Origin of the sequence: Actinoplanes oblitus, assembly GCF_030252345.1 — a bacterium.
GTDB lineage: Bacteria > Actinomycetota > Actinomycetes > Mycobacteriales > Micromonosporaceae > Actinoplanes > Actinoplanes oblitus.
The window spans coordinates 3,114,639-3,140,315 of the sequence record NZ_CP126980.1 but is presented as its reverse complement, the minus strand read 5'-3'; the positions used below and the strand labels follow the sequence as shown (position 1 = coordinate 3,140,315).

Here is a 25,677-nt window from a genome sequence, read left to right as displayed (position 1 = left end):
GGGGGGCACCCCTGCAGCCATTATCCCGCGAAGCCGCGGCCCCCGCGAACGACCTGTGGACAACCCCCGGCTGTGCACAACCGAACGATCCCCACCATCCAGGCGACGCCGTCACCTGCGGTTGGCGCGCGCCCACCTCCGTACCCGAAGAGGGGTTTCATCATGTCCTCTGATGTCGTGATCGTCGGAGCCGGACCGAACGGCCTGATGCTCGCCTGCGAACTCGCCCTCAACGGCGTCCGCCCGCTGGTCCTCGAACGCCGCACCGGCCCGTCCACCGAGCAGCGCGCGAACGGCCTGGTCGGCCAGATCGTGCCGATGCTGCACCGGCGCGGACTCTACGAACGACTCACCGGCCGCCCGGGTGGGCCGGAACCGACCCCCGGCCACGTCTTCGGCGCCTTCCCGTTGCGGCTGGCCGGCCTGGCGGACAATCCGATGTACACACTGCTCGCGCCGCAGCAGAAGATCGAGGCGATGCTCGGCGAGCGCGCCGCCGAACTCGGTGTGGAGGTCCGGGGCGGGCACGAGCTGACCGGTCTCGATCAGAAGGACGACCGGGTGGTGGTGGACGTGTCCGGTCCCGGCGGCCCCTGCCGGATCGAGGCGCGCTACGTCGTCGGCGCGGACGGCGGGCGCAGCATGACCCGGAAGCTGACCGGTTTCGCCTTCCCCGGCGTCACCGACGACGATGCCGTGTCGCGCACCGCCGCTGTCGACGTGCCCACCGAGCTGATCGACCCGGAGAGCGGCGGCCTGCGGATTCCCGGCTACGGCGTGGTGCCGCCCTTCCAGCACCACCGCACCGAACGCGGCATGGTCGCCTTCGCGCCGTTCCCGGACGGGCGGAATCTGATCACCGCGGCCACCACCGCGCGGCCGGCCGGCGACGAACCGGTGACGCTCGCCGAGGTCCTGGAGACGCTGCACTACGTGCTCGGCGCCGAGGTGCCGCTGCTGCCGCCGACCGGTCCCGGGCCGCACACCCTGCGCCGGCTCGCCGGCGGCAACACCCGGATCGCCGACAGCTACCGCAGGGATCGGGTGATCCTGCTCGGCGACGCCGCGCACGTGCACTCCGCGATCGGCGGTCCGGGCCTCAACCTGGGCCTGCAGGACGCCGTCAACCTCGGCTGGAAGCTCGCGGCACTGGTCCGCGGGTGGGCGCCGGCCGGGCTGCTCGACACCTACGAGTCGGAGCGGCGGCCGGTGGCCGAGCGGGTCGTGATGCACACCCAGGCGCAGGGCCTGCTGGCCGGGCCGGGGCCGGCGGTGACCGCGCTGCGCGCGCTCTTCGCCGAGTTGATGGAGGAGGAGGCGGTGGTCCGCCGTCTGGCCGCGCTCATCGCGGGGACAGATTTCCGGTACGACGGGATGGGCGGATTCGCGCCGGACCTGGGTCCCGTGACGCACCGTGCCCGTCCCCTGCTCGTGGACAACACCGGAACGCTGGCCGGGGCGGTCGCACCCTGGCGGGACCGGGTGGACCTGGTGACAGTGCCGCTGCCCGCGGAGTCCGCGATGCTGGTCCGGCCGGACAACTACGTGGCCTGGTCGTCGTCCGGACCGGCGCCGTCCCCGGACGGACTGGTCGTCGCGCTCCGCCGGTGGTTCGGCGCCCCTCAGCTGTCGAGCTGAGCCTCAAGCTGCTTGACGACGCTGGTCACGGTGCCGGCCGGGATCGCGAAGCCGAGGCCGACGCTGCCGGTGCTGTCGCCGGCGGTGGCGATGGCGACGTCGATCCCGACCACCCGGCCGGAGGTGTCCACCAGCGCGCCGCCGGAGTTGCCCTGGTTGATCGCGGCGTCGGTCTGCAGCAGGCCGGTGAGCTGCTCGTCACCGGTGTCCAGGCTGCGGCCGGTGGCGGAGAGGATGCCCGAGGTCACGGTGCCCTCCAGGCCGAGCGGCGCGCCGAACGCCAGCACGGTGTCGCCGACCGCGACGCTGTCGTCGCCGGCGAAGGTGACCGGGGTCAGCCCGGACAGCCCGGTCGCCTGCACCAGCGCCAGGTCGTGCGTGCTGTCCGCGGCGACCACCCGGGCCGGGACGGTCCGGCCGGTGGACAGGCGCACGCTCACCGTGCCGTTCGACGAGATCACGTGGTTGTTGGTGAGGATCAGGCCGTCGGCGCGGAGCACCACGCCGGAGCCGAGCGACGACTCGCGTGCCCCGTCGACCAGCACCGTCACGATGCTGGGCCGCACCTTCGCGACGATCGGGGCCAGCTCGTCGTCCTCGGCGACGGTGGTCGCCGCGACGGTGCTGCCGGTGGTGCCGCTGGTCGCGGCGGCCGGGGCGCGGTCCAGATACTTCTCGGTGAGCAGCGCGCCGGTGGTGCCGCCGCCACCGACCAGGACCAGGACCGCGGCGCCGCCGGCGAGCCGGCGCTTCCACCGGGGGCCGCGCGGCGGGCTCACCATCACCGGCGGGATGTGCGTGAGGTAGGGGTGTCCGGCGGGGCGGTTCAGCGGATCGCTCATGTCCACCAAGGTGGCTCCGGAATGTGTCCCGAGCCGGTGAGCGGTCTGTGACTTCGCTGTGTGGCAGCGGCGTGCCGGGCCGTCCCGCACGGCCCGATGCTCTACGGTCTTTCGGGTGATTTATGGTCGTATTGTCAGTTACGTAGGCGTTGGTATGGTCCTGCTCGGCTCGGTGGCGGGCTGCTCAGATCCCGCACCCGTCTGGCTGGAAGGGCGCGCCTATCCCTCCGCCTCCGCCTCGGCCGGCCCGAGCGGTCCGGACGGCCCCGCGGCCGCCGGCCCGTCCGCTTCCGCCTCCGCCACACCGGGTGATCCGGACCGTTTCGTGGCGGCTGTCCGCCGGGAGATGCCGGAACTGGCGCTGGACCGCCGGGACGAGGAGATCGCCGACCTCGGCACGCAGGCCTGCACGTCGAGCACGACCACCCTCACCTCCTTCGGTGTCTCCGCCGCACAGGCCCGCCGGCTGCGAGAGGTCGCGCGCACCGACCTCTGCCCGAGTTAGTCCCCGGCCTTCCCGTCCGCCCGCGGTTCCCTCGCCGGCCACCGGCTCCGGCTCGACCCCGAGCCGGCCGGGCCGTACCCCGAGCGGCCTGGCCTGCGGGAACTCCGGCCCACCCGGACCTCGCGGCCACCGGGTGGTCCTCGCGGACCGCCGGCCCGGTCGGCCGAAAGTAGGAGAAGGGCACAGGTGATCGAGACCCTCGGCAGATGTCGGTGACAGCGGAAATCCCGATCCTGGAATCACGAAGCGAATCCGGGAGGTAACGATGACCGCACGAGGAATGCTCACCGTGGTCGGCACCGCCGTCGGCGGCCTGATCGGCTGGTCCGACACCCGGCCCACGGCGGATCCGGAAAGCCTGCGCTCGCTCTTCGCCGACTTCGGCGTCCAGGTCGGCCCGGCCCCCGCCGACCTGGCGGAGGCGGTCCGCGCCGTCCAGTCCCGGCTCGGCCTGGAGGCCGACGGCGAGGCCGGCCCGGAGACGGTCCACCTGCTCGCCCGCTACGCGGCCGAGGCCCGCGCCCTGACCGCCTTCCGCGACGCCGCCTGACGGCCGACCCTCCCGGGTCGCACCCCGGCCGCCAGGCCACCGACTCGCTGCTGGACGTCCCGGTCCGACCGCCCACAGACCGCCTTCTCCGGTACGCCCGTACCACCAAGATCAGCCCCGGCTGGCCCTCGTGGTGACCTCCGAGCCGCCGACACCACCACCAGCATCAGCCCCGAGACCCCGGCTGGGCATGACGGTGGCATCCAAGCCCGCCAGACCACCACCAGCACCAGCCCCGAGGCCATGGCTGGGCGTGACGGTGGTATCCGGGGTCGCGAGACCACCATGGGCGCCAGCCGGGGTCCGCCGGCCGGTCCGGCACACCGCTTGGGCGGCGGGGCGTGGCGCCCCGGCCCGCCCGGTAACTTCGGTACCGATGAGCGTCGACCACCACACCGCCGAACTGATCACCTACTACGACGACGCCGCCGGCGAGCGGACCGGGCTGACCGCCGCCGAGCTGGGCTCGTGGAGCGCGGCCACCGCGGCGCTGCTGGTCGCGGAGTGCGGTCTGCGCCCCGGTCACCGGGCCGGGGTGCTGCTGCCACCGCACTGGCAGACGGCGGCGGTGCTGCTCGGGTCGTGGGCGGCCGGCCTGGAGGTGTCGTTCCGCGGGTGGGGCGCCGCGGGACTGGGCGACGCCGGCCCGGAGCTGGACGTGACGTTCGTGGAGCGGCGGCGGGTGGGCAGCTGGCTGGAGCACCTCCCGGCGGCACGGCATCGGTTCGTGCTGGACTTGGCGCCGGCCGGGGCGGGTGCCGCCGACGTACCGGAAGATTGCCGGGATTTCCTGCCCGCCGTGCGCGCGCATCGGGGCGCGGCCCCGCCGCCGCATCGCGCCTCCGTCACCGACCCGGCCACCCCGGACGGGACCACCTTCGGGGAGTACGACGCGGTCGCCGCCGAGGTCGCGCGGTCGCGCGGCATCCGGCGGGGTGACCGGGTGCTGGTCGACGCGGCCGGCTCCGAGGAACCGCTGATCTGGCTGCTGGCGCCGCTGAGCGCCGGCGCGTCGATAGTGCTCTGCGCCAACCTGGACCGCTCACGCCTCGACGACCGGATCGCCGCCGAAGGCGTGACCCGGGTATTTTGATCTTCTTCTACTGTGGAACGGGGGTAACCCGGGCGGTAGCGTTCGCGCATGGAGGTTTTCGATCACATCGCTGAGAAATATCAAGGCGAGCACAGCCATAACCCCTACCAGGCCGCGCTGCTCGAGAAGATCAGCTCGCTGCTGCCGGCCGGCGCCTCGGTGCTCGACCTGGGCTGCGGCACCGGTGTTCCCACCGCGAAGGTTCTGACCGCGTCCGATCATCGGGTGGTCGGTGTCGACATCGCCGAGAGGATGCTGCGGCTGGCCCGCGAGCAGGTGCCCGCCGCCGAGTTCGTGCACGCCGACTTCGCCGCGCTGCCCGACGACTTCGGGAAGTTCGACGCCGTCACCGCGTTCTTCTCGCTGCTGATGCTGAGCAAGGCGGACATCGAGCGCACGCTGGACAAGATCGCCGGCTGGCTCCGGCCGGGCGGCTACTTCGCGATCGGCATGGTCAACTTCGACGCGGACAGCATTCCGATCGAGTTCATGGGTGTCCCGGTGACCGTCTCCGGCTATCTGGAGCCGGACCTGAAAGCGGTGCTGGAGGCGCACGGGCTCCCGGTCGAGACCATCGAGACGGTCTTCTTCACGCCCACCGACGGCCCGCAGGAGAGCCAGATCTTCGCGCTGGCCCGGCTTCCCGAGTGAGCCATCGGTCCGGGGCTTCGCACCGGGGCTCCGGGCCGGTGCTCTAGGGTCGTGGTCGTGCCGAGCTACACCGGGTTCGACGGAACGCCGCTCCACTACGACGACAGCGCACCAGGCGACCGGCCGCCGGTCGTCGTGCTGGCCGGTGGGGCCGCCCGGCACCCCGACTATCTGGGCGATCTCGCGGGGCTCGCCGAGCGGCACCGGCTCGTCGTCCCGCACCTGCGGGGTGTGGGCCGCTCCGGTCTCGGCAGCGAGCCGGCCGGCTCCTACTGGCAGCAGGCAGCCGATGTGGACAAGCTGCGGGAGCTGCTCGGCCGGGACCGGGTGGTGGTCGTCGCGCATTCGGCCGGGACCCGGCTCGCCACGGCCTTCGCGGCCCGGTTCCCGGATCGCGTCGCCGGCCTGGCCCTGGTCACACCGCCGGCCACCCATCTGGTCGACACCCCGCCGGACGCCGAGCAGCTGATCGCCCGGCGGCGCGGCGAGGCGGCCTTCGACGCCGCCGAGGCGGCCGCCAAGGCCGGCCCGGACCTGTCCGACGAGGCCGCCTTCAACGCCTGGGCCCGAGCCTGCGCACCCCTGGGGTACGCCACCTGGGGCCCCGCCGAGCAGGCGCACGCCCGGGTCGGCAGGTGGGCGCTGCCCGCCGTCCAGGCCTACTTCAGCGTCGACCCGCCGGCCGATTTCGCCGCCCGCCTGGCCCGGGTCGGCGCCCCCGTCCTGGTGATCGCCGGCGCCGAGGACTGCCTGACCGGTCTCGCCCCGGTGGTGGCCCTCGCCGGCCTCTTCCCGGCCGGCCGCGCCGAGGTCCTGCCGGCCTGCGGCCACTACCCGTGGGTCGAGCGGCCGGACGCGTTCCGGCGGGTGCTCGACGAGTATCTCTCACTCGTCGAAGTCGACCACCACCTTGGCTGACCCGGCGGTGCTCTGACAGGTCAGCACGAAGCCGGCGGCCAGCTCGGCCGGTTCCAGCGCGAAGTTGCGCCGCATCGTCACGTCACCCTCGACCACCCGGGCGCGGCAGGTGCCGCACACCCCGCCCTTGCAGGCGAACGGCAGGTCGGGCCGGGACCGCTGCAGCCCGTCGAGCAGGGTGACGCCCTCCTCGACGGTGACGGTGGTGGACCGCCCGTCCAGGTGCACGGTGACCTCGCTGCTCGGGCCGTGCGACTCGGTATCGGGCCGGACCGGTTCGGGCGGCGCCTCGTCCACCCAGAACAGCTCCCGGTGCACCCGCTCGGGCGCGACCCCGGCCTCGCCGAGCACCTCGGTCGCGTCGGTCACCATGCCGAACGGCCCGCACAGCCACCAGTGGTCCACCGCCGGCACGTCGATGAGCAGCGGCAGCAGGGTACGCAACCGGGCCGCGTCGAGCCGCCCGGAGAACAGGTCGGCCTCCCGCGGCTCCCGGGACAGCACGTGCACCAGTTCCAGCCGGGACGGGTAGCGGTCCTTCAGGTCGGCGAGCTCCTCGGCGAACATCACCGTCTCGGCCCGGCGGTTGCCGTAGAGCAGGGTCACCTCGGTGTCCGGGCGGCGCAGCAGTGACGCCACGATGGACAGCACCGGGGTGATCCCGGAGCCGGCCGCGATCAGCACGTGCCGCCCGCCGGTCGCCAGGTCCGGGGTGAAGGTGCCGGACGGCGGCATCACCTCGATCTCGTCACCGGGCCGCAGGTCACGCACGATCCAGCTGGACACCGCGCCGCCGGGCACCGCACGCACCCCGATGCGCGGTGCCGATCCGAGCGGCGCGCAGATCGAGTACGTCCGGCGCTCCTCGAAGCGGCGGACGGTGAGCGACTGTCCCGGGCGGAAGGCGAACCGCTCGGCCAGCTCAGGCGGCACGGCCAGGGTGACCGCGACCGCGTCCGGGCAGAGCCGGTCGACCGCGGCGACCCGCAGCGCGTGGAACTCGCCGATCGCCACCTCAGATCTCCTTCATGTGCTCGAACGGCTCCCGGCAGTCCGGGCAGCGGCGCAGTTCCCGGCAGGCGGTGGCGCCGAACGCGGCGATCGCCTCGGTCTCGGCGGACCCGCAGCGCGGGCACCGGACCGCTGACGACCGGGGCGTCAGGGTGAGCGGAATCGGTCCGGCGCCGCGGCGCGGCGCGGCGCCGGGCGGGGCGATGCCGGCCTCGGCCAGCTTGCGGCGGCCGGTTTCGCTGATCCAGTCGGTGGTCCAGGCGGGCGACAGCACGGTACGCACCTCGACCGTCCCGAACCCGGCCCGCCGCAACGCCGTGCCGATGTCCGCGCGGATGCTCTCCATCGCCGGGCAGCCGGAGTACGTCGGGGTGATCGTCACGACCACCCCGTCGCCGTCCTGCCGCACCTCCCGGACGATCCCCAGCTCGGCCAGGGTCACCATGGGCAGCTCCGGATCGGTGACCGTGTCCACCACGGCCCGCGGGTTCACCAGGAGCCTCCGGGTACCGCCCGGGCCAGCTCCTGCATCTCGGCGAGGATCTCGGTCAGCGCCTCGGTGTGCCCGCCCCGCCGTCCCGCCGGGATCGCCGGAACCTCGACGGTGGCGGCGGCGAGCACCTCGGCGAAGACCGCCTCGCACTCGGCACGCAGCTCGTCGTCACCCTCGAACAGCTCGCCGGCCAGCGGGAGCACCGCGGCGACGGCGGCGGCCATCCGCTCGTGCGACAGCGCGGTGCCGTCCCCGAGCCGGACCACCCACTGCGCCGCGTAGTCCCGGTGGTAGGTCATCTCCTTGACGCCTTTCGCCGCGATCGCGGCCAGCACCGGATCCTCCGCCGAGGTCAGCCGGTCGAAGAGCGCCAGCCGCCAGGTGGCGAACACCAGCAGCCGGGCCACCAGGTGCGCGAAATCCGGGTCGGCCAGTTCGGCGAGCCGGGCGTTGCGGAACTCGTGCGGCTCCCGCCGGTACGCCAGGTCGTCCTCGTCCCGCCCCGCCCCCTCGGCCTCGCCGGCCCGGGTGAGCAGCAACCGGGCCTGCCCGAGCAGGTCCAGCCCGATGTTGGCGAGCGCCAGCTCGTCCTCCAGCTCGGGCGCCCGGGTCACCCACTGCTGCAGCCGGTGCGACATGATCAGCGCATCGTCGCCGAGCATCAGGCAGTAGTCGGCGAGTGCGGCCCGGTCCACCCCGTCCGGGATCGCGGCGGGCACGCCCTGGAGCGGATCGGTGAAGCCGGTCCCGTACGCCCAGCGGGCGTCGTCGTCGTGGTCGGTTAACGCACCGTAAGCTTCGTCGAAGGCCATCAGATGTGCGGAACCGAGTCGGGGATGGCGTAGTACGTGGGATGCCGGTACACCTTGTCGGCGCTCGGCTCGAAGTACGCCGCCTTGTCGTCGGGGTCGCTGGCCACCACGTCGTCGGAGCGGACCACCCAGATGCTCACCCCTTCGTTGCGCCGGGTGTAGAGGTCGCGCGCGTGGTGCACCGCCATCGCGTGGTCGGCCGCCCGCAGCGAGCCGACGTGCACGTGGTTGAGCCCGCGCTTGGCCCGCACGAACACCTCGAACAGCGGCCACTCGTGCCGGACTTCCTCGCTCATGATCCACTCCTGTGCTTCGCCGCGTGCGCGGCCGCCGCCTCGCGCACCCACGCCCCGTCGCTGTCCGCCTGCTTCCGGCGAGCGATCCGCTGCCGGTTCATCGGGCCGTCCCCGGAGATGACCTGTTTCAGCTCGGCCCAGTCCGGCTGGCCGAAGTCGTGACTCCCCCGGGACTCGTTCCACCGCAGCTCCGGGTCGGGCAGCGTCACGCCCAACGCCGCGGCCTGCGGCACCGTCATGTCGACGAACCGTTGCCGCAGCTCGTCGTTGCTGTGCCGCTTGATCTTCCAGGCCATCGAGCGGGCCGAGTTCGGTGAGTCGCCGTCCGGCGGGCCGAACATCATCAGCGACGGCCACCACCAGCGGTTCACCGCGTCCTGCACCATGTCGCGCTGGGCCGGGGTGCCGCCCATCATGGTCATCAGCAGCTCGTAGCCCTGCCGCTGGTGGAAGGACTCCTCCTTGCAGATGCGGATCATGGCGCGCGCGTACGGCCCGTAGGAGCTGCGGCAGAGCGGGACCTGGTTGCAGATCGCGGCGCCGTCGACCAGCCAGCCGATCACGCCGACGTCGGCGAAGCTCAGCGTCGGATAGTTGAAGATCGACGAGTACTTCTGCCGGCCCTCGATCAGCCGCCGGGTGAGGTCGCCGCGATCGGCGCCCAGGGTCTCGGCGGCGGAGTAGAGGTAGAGCCCGTGCCCGGCCTCGTCCTGCACCTTGGCCAGCAGGATCGCCTTGCGCCGCAGGGTGGGGGCGCGGGTGATCCAGTCACCCTCCGGCTGCATGCCGATGATCTCGGAGTGGGCGTGCTGCGCGATCTGCCGGATCAGCGTCTGCCGGTAGCCGTCCGGCATCCAGTCGCGCGGCTCGACCCGCTGGTCCTTCGCGATCGTCTCGGCGAATGTCGACTCAGACATGGTGCCGCGACTGCAGGGTGAAGAAACGCCCGGACACGAAGTAGTCGTCGGTCAGCGACGCGGTGGCCGCCGGATTGGCGCCGGTCCCGTGCAGGTCGCTGAACGCCGCCGTCTGGTTGACGAACACCCCACCGGTCAGGTTCTCCGACAGGTGCACCCCGGCGTCCAGCGCCGCCTCCCGGGCCGCCGCCAGCACCTGCGGCGACGTCGAGTGCACCAGCGCGGTCAGCGCCCCGTGCGCCCGCACCGTCTCCGTGAAGATCCGCAGGCTGTGCTCCGTCGACTCGGTGGTGATCAGGAACGACACCGGCCCGAACCACTCCCGCGTGTACGCCTTCTCGTCGGCGGCGTCGAGCCGCAGCACCACGGGCGTCCGGATGGTGGCGCCGGGGAACTGCTCGTCGGTCACCGCGGCCGACGGGTGCACCACCCCGGGCGACCCGGCCGCCTCGGTCAGCCGGGCCAGCACGCCGTCGTTGACGATCGCCCCCAGCGTGCCGGCCGCCCGTTTCGGGTCGCCGAGCAGCTTGTCGAGCGCGCCGGCCAGGTCCGCGCCGAACTCCTCGGGCGTGCGGTGGCCCGCGTCGGTCTCGATGCCGTCCCGCGGCATCAGCAGGTTCTGCGGTGTCGTGCACATCTGTCCGCTGTAGAGCGACAGCGAGAACGCCAGGTTGCGCAGCAGGCCCCGGTAGTCGTCGGTGGAATCCAGGACGACGGTGTTGAGACCGGCCTTCTCGGTGTAGACAACCGCCTGCCGCGCGTTCGCCTCCAGCCAGTCCCCGAACGAGCTGGACCCGGTGAAGTCGACGATCCGCACGTCCGGGTGGGTGGCCAGGGTCGCCGCGATGCCGTCGCCGGGCTCCTCGGCGGCCAGGGTGACCACGTCGGGGTTGATCCCGGCCTCGGTGAGCACCTCGCGGCAGATCTGCACGGTGATGGCGAGCGGCAGGACCGCGCCGGGGTGCGGCTTGACGATCACCGGGTTGCCGGTGACCAGGCTGGCGAACAGGCCGGGATAGCTGTTCCAGGTGGGGAACGTGGTGCAGCCGATGACCAGGGCGACACCCCGGCCGACGACAGTGCCGGTCTTGGTGAGCGCCAGCGGGTCGCCGCCGCGCTGCGGCTTGGACCAAGACGCCCGGGCCGGCATCCGGGTGGTGGCGGCCAGCGCGTAGGCGATCGCCTCCAGCGCCCGGTCCTGCGCGTGCGCCCCGCCGGCCTGGAAGGCCATCACGAAGGCCTGGCCGGAGGTGTGCTGCACGGCGTGCGCCATCTCGAAGATGCGCGCGTTGATCCGCTTCAGGATCTCGGCGGCGATCCCGGCGCGGCCCTCGGGACCGACCGCGCGCCAGGCCGGGATGGTGGCGCGGGCGGCGGCGACCAGGGCGAGCGGGTCGGCCTTGGGGTAGCTGACGGCGAGCTCGATACCGTACGGCGACTGCTCGGTCGACACGCTGCCGGTGGCACCCGGCACGTCGATCGGGAACTGCTTGCCGAGCAGGGCGGTGAAGGCCCGCTCACCGGCCGGCGCGGCATCCTCGCCGTAGACGGCTTTGCTGGGCGACTCCGGGAACGCGGACCAGTAGTCGCGGGCTGCGGCTGCTGCGATGGCGCGCTCGAGTAGCTCACGGTGGGTGGCGTACAGGTCTGCGGGTGAGGTCACCTCTCCGTTTTACCAACCCATCGGTCGGTTATTCAAGCCCTAAGGTTTCTGGTCATGGACTCCGCTCGACCCGCCCCCCGTCGCCGCGGCCGCCCCGGGCACGATCTGGACGCGGTGCTGGCCGCCGCGGTCCGGCTGTTCAACGCGCGCGGTTACGACGCGACAAGCATGTTCGACGTGGCCGAGGCGCTGGGCATCACCAAGTCGACGCTGTACCACCACGTCAGCGGCAAGGAGCAGCTGCTGGCCATGGCGGTGGACCGGGCGGTGGACGGTCTCTTCGAGGCCGCCGCGCAGGTGCGCGACCAGCAGAACACCGCTACGGTACGCCTGCAGGAGCTGGTCCGGCGCAGCGTCCTGGTCCTCGCCGAACGCCTGGAGTTCGTCACCCTGCTGCTGCGCGTGCACGGCAACAGCGAGGTGGAGCAACACGCCCTGGCTCGCCGCCGGGAGTTCGACGCCCTCGCCACCGACCTGGTCAAACAGGCCCAGGCGGAGGGCGGCATCCGGGCCGACGTCGAACCGGCGACCGCGGCGCGACTGCTGTTCGGCATGGTCAACTCGCTGATCGAGTGGTACCGGCCGGAGCGCGGCCACCCGGAGACGATAGCGGCGACGGTGGTCCGGCTGGCTTTCGACGGACTTCGGACAATCGACACAACAGATGATCAAGACGAGCAACAAGAACAATGAGTTAACCTTGCCCCAGGTGGGCATGAAACCCTCGCGGGACGGTTCCGCCGCCGACCGGGTGTCATCGCCGCCAACGGCGTCGGCGATGACACTCCCGCGCTCATCTCACTTCTTGGGTACGCGTCAGGCCCGCGCCCGCTCGTCGCCCGGGCGAGGCCGCTCGGCCAGCGTGACGGTGACCCGCTCGCCGGTCCGCAGCGCCCGCACCGCCGCGTCCGAGACGGCCGCCGCCGCGTATCCGTCCCAGGCACCCGGCCCGTCCGGCACCCCGCCGGCCGCCGACACCGCCCACTCCCGCAGCTCGACGTCGTAGGCCGCGCCGAACCGGTCCCGCCAGTCCCCCGGCACCGGGCTGGCCACCCGCCCGTCGCGCCGCACCGCGACCAGCCCCGGCTCGCCCAGCGCGACGGTGCCGTCCTCGCCCAGGATCTCCCCGCGGATGTCATATCCATATCGGACATTCACCGAGATTTCCACGTCGACCAGCACGTCGTTCGCCAGCTCCAGCACGAGCAGCAGCGGGTCGGGCAGCTCGCCGGCGTGCCGGCTGACCCGTGGCCGCAGCACCCGGACCGCGACGATCTCGCTGCCGAACATCCAGCGCACCATGTCGATCTCGTGGACCGCCGTCTCGGTGATGGTGTACTCCGGCTCGTAGAAGCCGGGCACTCCGGCGTTGCGGTGCGCGCAGTGCATCATCAGCGGCGCGCCGATCACCCCGCTGTCCAGCACCTTCTTCAATGCCCGGTACGCCGCGTCGTAGCGCCGCATGTAGCCCACCTGCACCAGCCGGCCGCCGTGCCGGGCCTCCGCCGCCACGATCCGCAGGGCCGCCTGCGGGCTGGTGGCCAGCGGTTTCTCGCAGAACACCGGCTTGCCGGCGGCGATCGCGGCGAGCACGTACTCCTCGTGCGTGCCACCCCACGAGCAGACCACGACGGCGTCCACCCGGGGCGAGGCGATCAGGTCCAGCCCGTCCGGGTGGGTGACCGCGCCGAGGCCGGCGGCCACCCGGGCAGCCAGCGCCGCGTCCACGTCGGTGACCGCGACCACCGACACGCCGGCCTGGACCGTGCTGAGCCGCCGGATGTGCTCCCGGCCGATCATGCCGGTGCCGATCACGCCGACCCGCAGGCCCGTCACGGGCGGTCCAGCTCACGGGAGAGCTCGGCGAGCTCGTCGCCGCCGGCCATCTGCGTGGTCAGTTCCGCCAGCGTGACGGCGCCGCGCTGGGCGTCGAGGACCGCCGCGCCCAGCTTGAGGATCACGAAGTGGTCGCCGACCAGGTAGGCGTGCTGCGGGTTGTGGGTGATGAAGACGACCCCGAGGCCGGCGTCCCGGGCCGCCGCGATGTACTTGAGCACCACGCCGGACTGCTTCACGCCGAGCGCGGCGGTCGGCTCGTCCAGGATCAGCACGCGGGCGCCGAAGTAGACCGCCCGGGCGATCGCCACGCACTGCCGCTGGCCACCGGAGAGGGTGCCGATCGGCTGATTGATGTCGGACACCGCGATGCCCATCTTGCGCAGCTCCCGGTCCGCGATCCGGCGCATCTCCCGGATCCGCATGCCGGCCAGCGGATGCCGCCCGCCGACCAGTTCGGAGCCGAGGAAGAAGTTGCGCCACACCTCCATCAGCGGCACCACGGCCAGGTCCTGGTACACCGTCGCGATGCCGAGATCGAGCGCCTCCCGCGGCGAGGAGAACGACCGGTCCACACCGTCCACCTTCAGCGATCCGGAGGTGTGCGGGTGCAGCCCGGAGATGATTTTGATGAGGGTCGACTTGCCGGCCCCGTTGTCGCCGAGCACGCAGGTCACCTCGCCGGCCGCGACCCGCAGGTCGACGTCGCGCAGCGCGCTGATCGGGCCGTAGCTCTTGCCCACGCCGATCAGCTCGACCAGCGGTTCGCCGCGGCGCAACCCGCGGTCGGCGTGGCCGGCCAGGGTGTCAGTCACGGCCGCCCTCCTTCCCGGACGCCGCCGGAACCGGGGTGGGCGGCCCGGCCGCCGGGGCGGCCGCCGCCGGCGCCGACGAGGACAGCCGTTTGACGTACGTGTTGACCAGCACCGCCAGCAGGAGCATGACGCCCAGGAACGCCTTGAACCAGTTCGGATCCCACCCGGCGTAGACGATGCCGAGGCTCGTCGTACCGAAGATGAAGGCCCCGATCGCGACGCCGAAGGCGTTGCCGAACCCGCCGGTCAGCAGCGTGCCGCCGACCACCGCCGCGATGATGTAGAGGAACTCGTTGCCGACGCCGTTGCCGGCCTGCAGGGTGTTGAACCGGTACAGCAGGTGCATGCCGACGAACCAGCCGAGGAACGACACCGTCATGAACAGCGCGATCTTGGTGCGGACCACCGGCACGCCGACGGCGCGGGCGCTGTCCGCGGCGCCGCCGACCGCGTAGATCCAGTTGCCGGCCCGGGCCCGCTGCAGCGTCCAGGCGGCCAGGGCGACGAAGAGCGCCCACCACAGCACGGTGATCCACACCGTCGCCGCGCCGAGCGCGAAGCTCCACGCGAACACCGCCCGCAACGAGGTGAACCCGTCGATGGCGCTGATGTCGCGGCTGGACACCGAGCCGGTGACCAGCTTGGTCACCCCGAGGTTGGCACCCTGCAGGACGAAGAACGTGCCGAGGGTGACCAGGAAGCTGGGTATCCCGGTACGCATCACCAGCCACCCGTTGAGGAAGCCGACGAGCAGGCAGAACGCCAGCGACAACGCGGCACCGGCCCACAGGTTGACGCCGAGGTACCAGCAGAACATCGAGTTCACCAGGCCGGCGCTGATCGTGATCACGCCGGCCGACAGGTCGAACTCGCCGCCGATCATCAGCAGGCCGACCCCGACCGCGACGATGCCTATCGTCGACGACTGGTAGAGCACCGTGGAGAACGCGGCGAACGACCGGAACGACGGCGCCACCGCCAGGAAGAACCCGAAGATCACCACGGCCGCCACCAGCGCGCCCAGCTCGGGGCGCGCCAGGAGCCGGAGGAACCGCCTCACCGGGTGTTCTTCTCGGTGAACGGCAGGATCTTGTCGATGTTGCCCTGGTCCACAAAGGACGGGCCGGTCAGCACCGGCTTGCCGCCGCCGATGTCGTTGCCGTTCTTCAGGTACAGGTAGAGCGAGGTGACCGCGAGGTACCCCTGCACGTACGGCTGCTGGTCGACGGCGAACTCGACCTGACCGTCCTTGATCTTCTTGGCGATGTCCGGGTTCAGGTCGAAGGTGGCCAGCTTGGCCCGCGACGAGGCCTGCTGCTCGGCGTTCAGCACGTCCAGGGCGACCTGGGCGTTCAGCGCGACCACGTAGTCGATCGACTTGTCCTGCGCCAGCTTGGCCTGCAACGTGGTGGTGACGGCGCTGTCGTCGGCGCCGTTGACCTGGATGTTCTCGGTGCCCGGCACGGCGCTCTTGACGCCGGCGCAGCGCGCCTCGAGGGACACCGAGCCGGTCTGGTGGATCACGCAGAGCGGGTGCTTGACGCCCTCGCCGGCGATCCGTCTGCCGAGGCTGGTGCCGGCCAGCGACTCGTCCGAGCCGAAGTACATCAGCGCGCCGAGTTTCTGGTACTGGTCGATGCCGGCGTTCAGCCCGACCACCGGGATGCCCGCCGTGGAGGCCGACTTGACCGCGCCGGCCAGGGCGTCCGGGGTGACCAGTGTGGTGGCGATCCCGTTCACCTTGGCGTCGACAGCGCTCTGGATCAGCTGGGCCTGCTTGGCGGCGTCCGGGTCGTTGGAGTACTTCAGGGTCACCCCGGTGTCCTTGGCCGCCTGCTCGGCCCCGGCCCGCACCTTGTCCCAGAAGGTGTCGCCGGGCGTCTCGTGGGTCACGAAGGCGACCGTGAAACCGGAGCTGCCGGCGGCGTTCCCGCCACCGCCGCTGTCGGTCTTGGTGGCGTCCCGGCCGCCGCCGCTGCACGCGGCGAGGGCGAGGACAGCCACGGCGGCCACGGCGAGAAAAGGCCTCATGTGTCGAAATCTCCTGTCTCCTCGAGGTACCTACGGGTGCGGACGGCGATCGGCAGCGGAACGTCCGGGTCCACCGGGTACATGTCCTGCTCGACCACGCAGAACAGGTCGGCGCCGAGGGCGGCCAGCGCGGCCAGCACCTCGGGCATGGGGGGCGCCCCGGCCGGCGGCGCGACGCTCACGCCGAGCCGGACCGCCTGGGCGAAGGCGAGATCCTCGGCCTCCGCGCGCAGGGCCAGCTCCGGATCCATCTGCTTGAGGTGCACATAGCCCACCCGGTCCGGATACTTCCGGATCAGCCCGAGGACGTCCGCCCGGCGGTACGCCAGATGCCCGGTGTCCAGGCACAGCGACACGAAGCGCGGATCCGTCCCGTCCAGGAACCGCTCGATCTGATCCTGATTCTCCACCTGGTAGTCGGCGTGCGGATGGAATCGGAGGTTCAGCCCGTACTCCTCGAAGACCATCCGGCCCAGCGTGCCGGTGTTGTCCAGCAGCGCGCGCCACTGGTCCGGACCGAGGGTGGCGGCTTCGAGATAGCCGCCTGTCGCGTCGTCCCGATAACCCGGCACCGGCACGAACACCAGGTTCCGGCCACCGGCCGCGGCGGTCAGCGCGGCCACCCGCCGGGTCTCCGCCAGCACGGCGGGCAGGTCGCGATGCGGTCCGCCCACCCCGCCGACCGTGCCGGCGGCGCACCGCAGCCCGCGCGCGGCCAGTTCGTCGGCCAGCCGGGCCGGATCGGTCGGCAGGTAGCCGTACGGGCCCAGCTCCAGCCAGCGGTAACCGGCCGACGCCAGCTCGTCGAGGAACCGCGCCCACGGGGTCTGCGCGGGATCGTCGGCGTACCAGACGCCCCACGAGTCGGGGCAGCTGCCCAGCCGCAGGCGGCGCATCCCGCTCACCGCGCCGTCGGGAAGTGCAGCGACGCCCCGGACAACGCGTCCTCGCCCGGCCATCGCTGGGTGACCACCTTGGCCCGGGTGTAGAAGGCCACCCCCTCCGGCCCGTAGATGTGGCTCTGCCCGAACAGCGAGTCCTTCCACCCGCCGAACGAGTGGTACGCCATCGGCACCGGGATCGGCACGTTGATCCCGATCATCCCGACCCGTACGCCACGCTGGAACCGGCGCGCGGCGGCGCCACTGGCGGTGAACAGGGCCGTGCCGTTGCCGTACGGATTGTTGTTGATCATCGTGATCGCCTCGTCCACATCGGAGGCCCGCAGCACCGACAGGACCGGCCCGAAGACCTCCTCGCGGTAGACGTCCATCGTGGCGCCCACCCGGTCCAGGACTGTCGGGCCGACGAAGAACCCGTTCTCGTACCCGGGAACCTTGACCCCGCGCCCGTCGACGGTGACCGTCGCGCCCTGCCGCTCCCCCGCCGCGACCAGGTTCTCGATCCGCTCCTTGGCGGCCGCGGTGATCACCGGGCCCATCTCGCTGGCCGGATCCCGGCCCGGCCCGACCACCACCTCGCCGGCCTTGCGGCTGACCCGGTCGACCAGCTCGTCGGCCGCGGAGCCGACGGCGACCGCCGCGGAGATCGCCATGCAGCGCTGCCCGGCCGAGCCGAACGCCGAGGCCGCCAGATGGTCGGCGGCGAAGTCCAGGTCGGCGTCGGGCAGCACCACCGCGTGGTTCTTGGCGCCGCCGAGCGCCTGCACCCGCTTGCCGGCCAGGCTCGCCTGCTGGTGGAGGTACCGGGCGACCGGGGTGGACCCGACGAACGAGACGGCGGCGATGCCCGGGTGGGCCAGGATCGCGTCGACGGCGACCCGGTCGCCGTGCACTACGTTGAAGACGCCGTCCGGCAGCCCGGCCTCGCGCCACAGCTCGGCGACGAAGCCGGACGCGGACGGGTCCCGCTCGCTGGGCTTGAGCACGAACGTGTTGCCGCAGGCGATGGCGATCGGATGCATCCACATCGGCACCATGGCCGGGAAGTTGAACGGGGTGATGCCGGCGCAGACCCCGAGCGGCTCGCGGAAACCGAACACGTCGACGCCCGCCGACGCCTGATCCGAATAGGCGCCCTGGACCAGCGACGGGATGCCGCAGGCGAACTCGATCACCTCCAGGCCGCGCTGGACCTCGCCGGCCGCGTCGGAGAGCACCTTGCCGTGCTCGTCCGAGACGATCTCGGCGAGCCGCCCGGCCCGCGCGTTGACCAGCTCCCGGAACGCGAACAGCACCCTGGTGCGGCGGCTCAGCGACTCCTCGCGCCAGCCCTCGAAGGCGGCGGTGGCGGCGGTGACCGCGGCGTCCACATCGTCCGGTTCGCCGAGCAGCACCTCGTGCTGTTGCCGGCCGGTCGCCGGCTGGTACACCGGCGCCCGGCGGGTGGACACGCCGGCGGTGAACCGGCCGTCGATCCAGTGCTCGATGGTGGTCATGCCGCCGCCTCCGCCGCGCGCCGGCGTCGCCGTGAGCGGATGACGGTGCCTGATTCGGTCGCGAGCTCCCTCATTGATCAGCCTCCGGGTCGCAGGTGATGCCGCTGGTCGCGCTTGCCCTCCAGGTATCCGGTGCGGGCGTGCCGGGTGCTGTGCAGGGTGGCCACCTCGGCCACCGGGACGTCCCACCAGGACTCCGAGCTGGGGCCGTCGGCGAGCGGGTCGGTCTCGATGTGCACCACCGTCAGCCGGTCCGCCTCCCGCGCCCGCTTCAGTCCCTCGGCCAGGTCGGCGGCGGTCCGGCAGCGGATCACCGCGGCGCCCAGGCTCTCCGCGTTCATCGCCAGGTCGACCGGGAGCGGCGCGCCGTCGTAGTCGCCGGTCTGCGCGGTCTTGAACCGGTAGCTGGTGCCGAACCGCTGCGAGCCGACCTGCTCGGAGAGCGCGCCGATCGAGGCGAACCCGTGGTTCTGCACCAGCACCACGATCAGCTTCACGCCCTCGGCGATCGCGGTGACCAGCTCCTGCGCCATCATCAGGTAGGAGCCGTCGCCGACCAGCGCGTACACCTCGCGGCCCGGGTCGGCCAGCTTGATCCCGAGGGCGCCGGCGATCTCGAAACCCATGCAGGAGTAGCCGTACTCGACGTGGTACTGCTTGGGGTCGCGGGCCCGCCACAGGCGTTGCAGGTCGCCGGGCAGGCTGCCGGCCGCCTGCACCACGACGTCGCGTGCTCCGCACGCGTCGTTCACCACGCCGATCACTTCGGCCTGGGTGGGCAGGTGGTTGCTCTTATTTCCCCGGTACGCCCGGTCCACCGTCGCGTTCCAGGCGGCGACGTCGTCGTGGAAGTCGCCGGTGAACCGCCGGCCGTGCAGCGCCGGTCGCAACGCCGCCAGCCCGGACCGGGCGTCCGCCACCAGCGGCAGCGCGCCGAGCTTGCCGGCGTCGAAGGAGGCCACGTTGAGGTTGACGAACCTGACCTGCGGATGCCGGAAGGCGGTCCGGGAGGCGGTGGTGAAATCCGAGTACCGGGTGCCGATGCCGAGCACCACGTCGGCGTGCCCGGCCAGCCGGTTCGCCACCGGGCTGCCGGTCGCGCCGAGGCCACCGACGGCGTTCGGGTGGTCCCAGCTGAGCGCGCCCTTGCCGGCCTGGGTGTCGGCGACCGGGATGCCGGTCTCCCGGGCGAACCGGTCGAGCTGCGTGGTCGCCTCCGCGTAGATGACTCCGCCGCCGGCGACGATCAGCGGGCGCCGGGCGCCGCGGATCACCGCGGCCGCCCGCTCCACGGCGAGCGGGTCCGGGGCCGGCCGGGTGACGTGCCAGGTGCGCTCGGCGAAGAGCTCGTCCGGGAACTCGTACGCCTCGGTCTGCAGATCCTGCGGCAGGCAGACGGTCACCGCGCCGGTCTCCACCGGGTCGGTCAGCACCCGCATCGCGCCGAGCAGCGCGGCCGGCAGCTGCTCGGGACGCCAGACCCGGTCGAAGAACCGCGACAGCGGGCGGAACGCGTCGTTCACCGACACGTCGCCGGACCGCGGGTCCTCCAGCTCCTGCAGGACCGGGGCGGCGATCCGGGTGGCGAAGACGTCGGAGGGCAGCAGCAGCACCGGGAGCCGGTTGACGGTGGCCAGGGCGGCGCCGGTCAGCATGTTCGTCGAGCCCGGGCCGATCGAGGCGGTACAGGCCATCGTGGACAGCCGGTTGCGCATCCGGGCGTAACCCACCGCGGTGTGCACCATGGCCTGCTCGTTGCGGGCCAGCACGTAGGGCATCTCCGGGGATCCGGTGCGCTGCGCCTGCAGCAGCGCCTGCCCGATGCCGGCCACGTTGCCGTGCCCGAAAATGCCCAGGAACCCGGCGACGGCCCGCTGCCGGATGCCGTCGCGCTCGGTGAACTGGTTCGCCAGGAATCGCACCACCGCCTGCGCCACGGTGAGCCGGTGCTTCACATCCGCCTCCGCTCCCGGGCCGTGGTCAGCGGCAACCGAGGATCGATCTGCTGGGTCGTCCAGGTGCCGCGGACCCAGCCGTGCGCCGGGTCGTCGCGGATCAGCCAGCGGCGCTCGCCGGGGCCGGCCATCACGTTCAGGTAGTAGAGGTCGTAGCCGGGCGACGCCATCGACGGGCCGTGCCAGCCGTACGGGATCAGCACCACGTCCCCGCTGCGGATCTCGGCGCACACGTCGATCGGCCGGCCCGGGTCGCCGTAGACCCGCTGGTATCCGCAGCCCGCCCGGCCGGACGGGGACGGCGCCACCTCGAAGTAGTAGATCTCCTCGAGCCGGCTCTCCTCGGCGCTCTCCTCGTCGTGCTTGTGCGGCGGGTACGACGACCAGTTCCCGCCCGGCGTCAGCACCTCGACAGCGATCAGCGCGTCGGTCTCGAACGACTCCGGGGTGCAGAAGTTGTTCACCTGCCGGCTGGCCTGCCCGGCGCCGCGCAGCTCGACCGGTACGTCCTCGGCCGGGCCGTACCGGAACGGCAGCTGGCTGCGGGCCCGGGCGGCGGGCAGCGCGAACCGCCCGCCGTTCGGCGCCCGCAGGGTGATCACGGTGTCCCGCGGGAGATAGGCGAAGTCGGTGACCCGGGAGAAGACCGACCGGCGGCCGGTCAGCGTGAGGCGCTCGTCGTCGCAGGCCACGTCGCAGCCCCCGGACAGCGGCAGGACCAGCATCTCGTCGTCGCCGGTGGCGAACTTGACCCGGCCGCCGACCGGCAGATTCACCACCCGCAGGCCGCTGTGCAACCAACCGGCGTTCTCCGGGTTGATCACCACCTCGAAGGGCCGCTCGGCGGTGCTGCCCCGCCGGACCAGCGGGTTGACCCGGGTCTCCGCCATGCCCAGCCCCCTTTTGGGTCCGGGGCGCCGACCGCCGTCGGTGATCGTCCAGCGACGCTGAGTGGACCTGTGTCCGATGTAATTACGGCGCTGCGCCCACGTCAATACCCGCACCGCAACGGAACGGGGGCACGAGCCCCGGCTCGTACCCCCGCGCGCGGGCGATCCGATCAGGACGCGGGACGCCACATCCGGTAGAACGGGGTGCCGTCCGGGAGGTGGATCTCGAACGGGTCCATCGCGGTGTAGCCGTGCCGGCGGTACAGCCGCACGTTGTTCTCGTTGGTGGCCTCCAGGTAGGCCGGCAGGCCCTGCGCGTCGAGCAGGTCGTGCACGTTGCTCATCAGCGCGCCACCCAGCCCGTGTCCCTGCTCGTCCGGCCGGACCGCGAGGAACTGCAGGTGCCAGTGCGGCTCGGTGGGGTGGTTCTTCTCGAACAGCTCGCCCAGCGCCCCGAACCGCTCCAGATGCTCGCCGGCCAGCGCGGTGAGCCGCTCCAGGTAGTCCGGGAACTCGGGCAGCGGGGCCGTCCGGTCGTACCAGACGGCGGCGGCCGCGAGCCCGCCGTCCGGGTGGTCGACGACCTCGACCTTGCCGTGACCGGACGCGTACTCGGTCTCCAGGGTGAAGAAGTCGGCCATCACCCGCTCCCGGTCCCCGGGAACCGGCACCAGGTACGCGTCGGCGGCCAGGTGATCGAAGGAGTGGGAGATCAGCGCGCCGACCGCGGCGAGCTCGCCGGCGCGGGCCGGCCGGATCAGGTCGCTCATCGCAGGGCCCCCGGGTCGGTGGTGTCGTTCAGGGCGGCGGCGAAGCCACCGCTGGTGGTCGCGCTGCTCGCGCCCAGGCCGATCCCGGCGTACACCTGCGGGCGGGCGCCGCGCAGGAAGAACGCCCACAGCACGCCGCCGAGCAGCAGCACCCCGAACGACGCCGGCACCACGACGGCCGGCTTGCTGCCCGGCGCGACGCCCAGCAGCGTGGCGATGTTGTCCAGGGCCAGGTAGGAGACCACCACCAGGAGCATCGCGCCGATCACCGGGGCGACGATCCGGTGCAGCACGTCCTCGCCATCCGGGTGGCGGGCGAAGTAGCCGATGACGGCGAACGCGGTGAGCGTGATCAGCAGCAGCACGCCGAGGCCGCCGGCGGTGCCGCCCCAGAAGAAGAGCTGCACGAGCGGGTCCCACCCCATCACCGCGTAGAGCACGACGACGAGCAGGCCGACGGTGGACTGGGCGAGTGAGCCGTTCTTCGGCGCGCCGGTGCCCGGCACGGTACGGCCGAACAGGCGGGGCAGCACGCCCTCGCGGCCGAGCGAGAACATGTACCGCGAGATGATGTTGTGGAAGGAGATCATCGCGGCGACCAGCGAGGTCAGGAACAGGATGTGGCCCAGGTGCAGCGCGATGTCGCCCAGCGGGCCGGAGGCCAGGTTGAAGAAGAGCTCGGGCCCCTGTTCGGCGGCGTTGCCGACCACCTGGTCCGGACCGGCCGCCGAGATCATCGCCCAGGAGGCGAACGCGTAGAGCACCGCGATCAGCGCGATGGCGATGTAGGTGGCGCGCGGCACCGTGCGGCGCGGGTCGCGCGACTCCTCGCTGAACACCACCGACTGCTCGAAGCCGACGAAGCCGGTGATCGCCATGACCAGCAGCGCTCCGGAGCCGGCGCCGGTCAGGCTGGAGACGTCGACCGGGGCGGCCGAGGCGTGGAAGCCGCTGGACAGCACCTCGGCGACGCTGAAGACCACGGTGAGCGCGATCTCGGCGACCAGCAGGGTGGCGAGCACCTTGCCGTTGACCGCCACGTCGCGGACCCCGAGGACGCCGACCAGCGCCCAGGCCACCAGCGCGAACGCCCACCAGGGCGCGTCCAGTCCGAACCAGTCCAGGAAGAGCGGCGCCGCGATCGCGCCGAAGCCGCCGTAGGACGCGACCTGGAACATGTTGTAGGCCAGCAGCGCCACCCAGGAGGCGCCGACGCCGGTCGGGCGACCCAGGCCACGGGCCACGTAGGCGTAGAACGCGCCGGCGTTGGAGATGTGCCGCGCCATCGCGACGTAGCCGACCGAGAAGATCGCCAGCACCAGCGCGACGGCGACGAAGGCGATCGAGATGCCGGTCAGGCCGGTGACGGCGAGGCCGGTCGGCACCACGCCGGCGACGACGGTCAGCGGGGCGGCCGCGGACATCACGAAGAAGACCACGGCGGCGACGCCGAGACGGTCCCGGGCCAGGGCGTTGGAGAGCTGACTCTCCGCGGGTTGGGTTGCGGTCGAAGACACGCGGATCTCCAGTTTTCTGAGGGGGGGGAGAAGGGATGGTCAGGCGCGGCGGGCCATCACGGCGTCGCCGACGGCGGCCTCGGCGTGCGCGACGAGATGCTGGAGCATCGCCGGGAAGAGCCGGCGGAACTGGTCGAACAGCCGGGCCCGGTCACGGGCGTTGAGGGTGGCCAGCACGTGCTGGTCCAGGCCGGTGGCCAGGATCAGCCCGGCGAGCAGCAGGTCGGCCACGTCGAGCTGCTCGTCGCGGGAGACCTTGGTGCGGATCCGGGTGGCCGGCCAGCCGGCGGTCATCGAGTCGGCCGGCACCATCGAGATCTTGGTGCCGAGCAGGCCGCGTTTCTCCTGCCGCCGGATCAGGCCGCCCCGGGCGAGACGGCGTTCGACCAGCTCGGTGGCGATGCCGGTGGAGAGGTAGGCGATCCAGTCGCGCACGCCGTGCTGACCGGCCTCGCGGCGGATCTGCTCCAGCAGCGCGGTGGTGGCGGCGTCGCCGGTGGGGCGCTCGTCGATGACGAGCAGCTCGGTCTCGATCAGGTCGACGCGGCGCCACAGCATCAGCTCGCCGAGCAGCGCCGCGCCGAGACCCAGCCCGAGGGTCGCCGGGGACAGCAGCGACTTGCCGCGGATCGTGTCGTGCGCGGTCAGGTACAGATCGTCCGCGGGCGGTAGCTGCGGCGGTAACGCCACGGCTGATTCTCCTCTCGTCGCCTGGGAATGCCCGCGCAGTTCACCGAAAGTAGTCAAGGTGACGTATCACGAACACTTGCACGGCGCTCCCCGCAGCGCGACGCGTGTAGCCTGCCAAACCCGATCGGACTTGGCAACGTCCACAGCGGATCAAACGGTGCTCCACAGTGGGCGAGGTTGATCACAGCTTCTGCCTGGGATTTCGAGCGTCGATCAATAAACGCCGACGATCAACAACAGCATCCCCGGCAGCAGACCCATTGACATTCGTCATCTTGGACGGAGCGTCACCAATCAAGATCAAAAATTACGGTACGTGAGCGCCGGTGCTGATAGTTGAAGAATCAACCATCTCCCCGTACGGTGGTGTCAGATAGTTGAAGTTTCAACGGAGGTTCCCGTGCGGATGCCCACCCTGTTCCTGAGCCACGGCGCACCGCCCCTGGTCGACGACCCGACCTGGGTCGCGCAGCTGCGCGAGCTGGCCGCCACCCTGCCCCGGCCGAAGGCGATCCTGATGGCCTCGGCGCACTGGGAGTCGGCTCCGCTGATGCTCGGCGCCACCGAGACCGTCCCGCTGGTCTACGACTTCGGCGGCTTCCCCCAGCACTACTACCAGGTCGAGTACCGCGCGCCCGGCGCACCGGTGCTGGCCGACCAGGTCGCCGCGCTGATGCCGGACGGCGAGCCGGTGGCCCGCACCGACCGCGGCCTCGACCACGGGGCCTACGTGCCGCTCACCGTGATGTACCCGGAGGCCGACATCCCGGTGCTGCAGATGTCGCTGCCCACGTGCGAGCCGGACCGCCTGCTCGACCTCGGCGCCCGGCTGGCCCCGCTGCGCGACGAGGGCGTGCTGATCGTCGGCTCCGGCTTCACCACGCACGGCCTGCCGTTCCTGCGCGACTGGCGCACCGACGCGGTGGCGCCCGGCTGGTCCCGCGAGTTCGACGCGTGGACCGCCGAGACCCTGGCCCGCGGCGCTGTCGACGAGCTCGCCGACTTCCGCGCGGTCGCGCCCGGCATGCCGTACGCCCACCCGACCATCGAGCACTTCGCGCCGATGTTCCTCACCCTGGGCGCCTCCGGCACCCCGGACCAGGCACCCGACCAGCCCATCGACGGCTTCTGGATGGGCCTGGCGAAACGGTCCTTCGTCACCGCCTGACCACCGGCCGGGCCGCCCGGCACCACCGGACCACCCGCCGGCCCGCCCCGCACCACCGGACCAACCCGCCGGCCCGCCCCGCACCACCGGACCACCCGCCGGCCCGCCCCGCACCACCGGACCGCCCGGCGAGCCACCCCACGTCCGGGCCCCGGCGAGCCGGCCCACGCCACCATCCGGCCCCCTGCCCGGCGGGGCCGCCCGCGACTCCCCTCGCG

General features: G+C 72.3%; 26 protein-coding genes. 8 read left to right on the top strand and 18 right to left on the bottom strand.

What is annotated here, in order from left to right; all coding sequences use genetic code 11:
- The first annotated feature begins 162 nt into the window (after positions 1–162).
- Positions 163–1,638, top strand: a complete 1,476-nt coding sequence (locus tag Actob_RS14045; protein WP_284920604.1) for an FAD-dependent monooxygenase — start codon at positions 163–165, stop codon at positions 1,636–1,638.
- On the opposite strand, the gene Actob_RS14040 is transcribed toward Actob_RS14045, so the two are convergent.
- Positions 1,623–2,480 (bottom strand): S1C family serine protease, encoded by an 858-nt coding sequence (locus Actob_RS14040; protein ID WP_284920603.1) that lies wholly within the window; start codon positions 2,478–2,480, stop codon positions 1,623–1,625. The genes Actob_RS14045 and Actob_RS14040 overlap by 16 nt on opposite strands.
- Positions 2,481–2,805: 325 nt before the next feature.
- Here Actob_RS14040 and Actob_RS14035 point away from each other — a divergent pair, with 325 nt between their 5' ends.
- From Actob_RS14035 to Actob_RS14015, 5 genes are all read left to right on the top strand, one after another.
- Positions 2,806–2,985: a hypothetical protein gene (locus Actob_RS14035; RefSeq protein WP_284920602.1), complete on the top strand. Its 180-nt coding sequence runs from the start codon at positions 2,806–2,808 to the stop codon at positions 2,983–2,985.
- A 265-nt stretch (positions 2,986–3,250) separates the two neighbouring features.
- Positions 3,251–3,535 carry a peptidoglycan-binding protein gene (locus tag Actob_RS14030; RefSeq protein WP_284920601.1) on the top strand — a complete coding sequence of 95 codons (285 nt, stop codon included), beginning with the start codon at positions 3,251–3,253 and terminating at the stop codon, positions 3,533–3,535.
- A gap of 376 nt (positions 3,536–3,911) precedes the next feature.
- Positions 3,912–4,628 (top strand): TIGR03089 family protein, encoded by a 717-nt coding sequence (locus Actob_RS14025; RefSeq protein WP_284920600.1) that lies wholly within the window; start codon positions 3,912–3,914, stop codon positions 4,626–4,628.
- Between the two features lie 48 nt (positions 4,629–4,676).
- Positions 4,677–5,279, top strand: coding sequence for a class I SAM-dependent methyltransferase (locus tag Actob_RS14020; protein WP_284920599.1), 603 nt, complete (start codon positions 4,677–4,679; stop codon positions 5,277–5,279).
- Between the two features lie 57 nt (positions 5,280–5,336).
- Positions 5,337–6,197 (top strand): alpha/beta fold hydrolase, encoded by an 861-nt coding sequence (locus tag Actob_RS14015; protein WP_284920598.1) that lies wholly within the window; start codon positions 5,337–5,339, stop codon positions 6,195–6,197.
- Here the strand turns inward: Actob_RS14015 and paaE are convergent.
- From paaE to paaN, 6 genes are read right to left on the bottom strand one after another with little or no spacing between them, the layout of a single operon-like run.
- Positions 6,165–7,211 carry a 1,2-phenylacetyl-CoA epoxidase subunit PaaE gene (paaE, locus tag Actob_RS14010; RefSeq protein WP_284920597.1) on the bottom strand — a complete coding sequence of 349 codons (1,047 nt, stop codon included), beginning with the start codon at positions 7,209–7,211 and terminating at the stop codon, positions 6,165–6,167. The genes Actob_RS14015 and paaE overlap by 33 nt on opposite strands.
- 1 nt (position 7,212) lies before the next feature.
- Positions 7,213–7,704, bottom strand: coding sequence for a 1,2-phenylacetyl-CoA epoxidase subunit PaaD (paaD, locus tag Actob_RS14005; protein ID WP_407653704.1), 492 nt, complete (start codon positions 7,702–7,704; stop codon positions 7,213–7,215).
- Positions 7,698–8,513, bottom strand: coding sequence for a 1,2-phenylacetyl-CoA epoxidase subunit PaaC (paaC, locus tag Actob_RS14000; protein WP_407653640.1), 816 nt, complete (start codon positions 8,511–8,513; stop codon positions 7,698–7,700). The genes paaD and paaC overlap by 7 nt, the downstream gene beginning before the upstream one ends.
- The gene (gene paaB, locus Actob_RS13995) at positions 8,513–8,809 is read right to left on the bottom strand and encodes a 1,2-phenylacetyl-CoA epoxidase subunit PaaB (RefSeq protein WP_284920596.1); all 297 of its coding nucleotides are present in this window, start codon (positions 8,807–8,809) and stop codon (positions 8,513–8,515) included. The genes paaC and paaB overlap by 1 nt, the downstream gene beginning before the upstream one ends.
- Positions 8,806–9,726, bottom strand: a complete 921-nt coding sequence (gene paaA, locus Actob_RS13990; RefSeq protein WP_284920595.1) for a 1,2-phenylacetyl-CoA epoxidase subunit PaaA — start codon at positions 9,724–9,726, stop codon at positions 8,806–8,808. The genes paaB and paaA overlap by 4 nt, the downstream gene beginning before the upstream one ends.
- Positions 9,719–11,389 carry a phenylacetic acid degradation protein PaaN gene (paaN, locus tag Actob_RS13985; RefSeq protein ID WP_284920594.1) on the bottom strand — a complete coding sequence of 557 codons (1,671 nt, stop codon included), beginning with the start codon at positions 11,387–11,389 and terminating at the stop codon, positions 9,719–9,721. Before paaN ends, paaA begins: the two co-directional genes overlap by 8 nt.
- Before the next feature lie 54 nt (positions 11,390–11,443).
- On the opposite strand from paaN, the gene Actob_RS13980 reads away from it, so the two are divergent.
- Positions 11,444–12,082, top strand: coding sequence for a TetR/AcrR family transcriptional regulator (locus tag Actob_RS13980; RefSeq protein ID WP_284920593.1), 639 nt, complete (start codon positions 11,444–11,446; stop codon positions 12,080–12,082).
- 123 nt (positions 12,083–12,205) lie between these two features.
- On the opposite strand, the gene Actob_RS13975 is transcribed toward Actob_RS13980, so the two are convergent.
- From Actob_RS13975 to Actob_RS13925, 11 genes are all read right to left on the bottom strand, one after another.
- Entirely contained in the window at positions 12,206–13,225 is a 1,020-nt protein-coding gene (locus tag Actob_RS13975) for a Gfo/Idh/MocA family protein (protein WP_284920592.1), read from the bottom strand.
- On the bottom strand, positions 13,222–14,040 hold the full coding sequence (locus tag Actob_RS13970) for an ATP-binding cassette domain-containing protein (protein WP_284920591.1): 819 nt from the start codon (positions 14,038–14,040) through the stop codon (positions 13,222–13,224). Before Actob_RS13970 ends, Actob_RS13975 begins: the two co-directional genes overlap by 4 nt.
- Complete coding sequence (locus Actob_RS13965) at positions 14,033–15,100, bottom strand: ABC transporter permease (protein WP_284920590.1); 1,068 nt, start codon at positions 15,098–15,100, stop codon at positions 14,033–14,035. The genes Actob_RS13970 and Actob_RS13965 overlap by 8 nt, the downstream gene beginning before the upstream one ends.
- Positions 15,097–16,071, bottom strand: coding sequence for a sugar ABC transporter substrate-binding protein (locus Actob_RS13960; protein ID WP_284920589.1), 975 nt, complete (start codon positions 16,069–16,071; stop codon positions 15,097–15,099). The genes Actob_RS13965 and Actob_RS13960 overlap by 4 nt, the downstream gene beginning before the upstream one ends.
- On the bottom strand, positions 16,068–16,967 hold the full coding sequence (locus Actob_RS13955) for a TIM barrel protein (RefSeq protein ID WP_284920588.1): 900 nt from the start codon (positions 16,965–16,967) through the stop codon (positions 16,068–16,070). Before Actob_RS13955 ends, Actob_RS13960 begins: the two co-directional genes overlap by 4 nt.
- Positions 16,968–16,972: 5 nt before the next feature.
- Positions 16,973–18,469 carry a CoA-acylating methylmalonate-semialdehyde dehydrogenase gene (locus Actob_RS13950; RefSeq protein WP_284920587.1) on the bottom strand — a complete coding sequence of 499 codons (1,497 nt, stop codon included), beginning with the start codon at positions 18,467–18,469 and terminating at the stop codon, positions 16,973–16,975.
- Positions 18,470–18,546: 77 nt separating this feature from the next.
- Complete coding sequence (iolD, locus tag Actob_RS13945) at positions 18,547–20,424, bottom strand: 3D-(3,5/4)-trihydroxycyclohexane-1,2-dione acylhydrolase (decyclizing) (RefSeq protein ID WP_284920586.1); 1,878 nt, start codon at positions 20,422–20,424, stop codon at positions 18,547–18,549.
- Positions 20,421–21,314, bottom strand: a complete 894-nt coding sequence (iolB, locus tag Actob_RS13940) for a 5-deoxy-glucuronate isomerase (protein WP_284920585.1) — start codon at positions 21,312–21,314, stop codon at positions 20,421–20,423. The genes iolD and iolB overlap by 4 nt, the downstream gene beginning before the upstream one ends.
- A gap of 170 nt (positions 21,315–21,484) precedes the next feature.
- A complete protein-coding gene (locus tag Actob_RS13935) occupies positions 21,485–22,084 on the bottom strand; it encodes a GNAT family N-acetyltransferase (RefSeq protein ID WP_284920584.1) in 600 nt (199 codons plus the stop codon).
- Positions 22,081–23,601, bottom strand: coding sequence for an APC family permease (locus Actob_RS13930; RefSeq protein ID WP_284920583.1), 1,521 nt, complete (start codon positions 23,599–23,601; stop codon positions 22,081–22,083). Before Actob_RS13930 ends, Actob_RS13935 begins: the two co-directional genes overlap by 4 nt.
- A gap of 39 nt (positions 23,602–23,640) precedes the next feature.
- Entirely contained in the window at positions 23,641–24,291 is a 651-nt protein-coding gene (locus Actob_RS13925) for a GOLPH3/VPS74 family protein (protein WP_284920582.1), read from the bottom strand.
- Positions 24,292–24,697: 406 nt separating this feature from the next.
- On the opposite strand from Actob_RS13925, the gene Actob_RS13920 reads away from it, so the two are divergent.
- Positions 24,698–25,459: a dioxygenase family protein gene (locus Actob_RS13920; protein WP_284922317.1), complete on the top strand. Its 762-nt coding sequence runs from the start codon at positions 24,698–24,700 to the stop codon at positions 25,457–25,459.
- Positions 25,460–25,677: the final 218 nt, after the last annotated feature.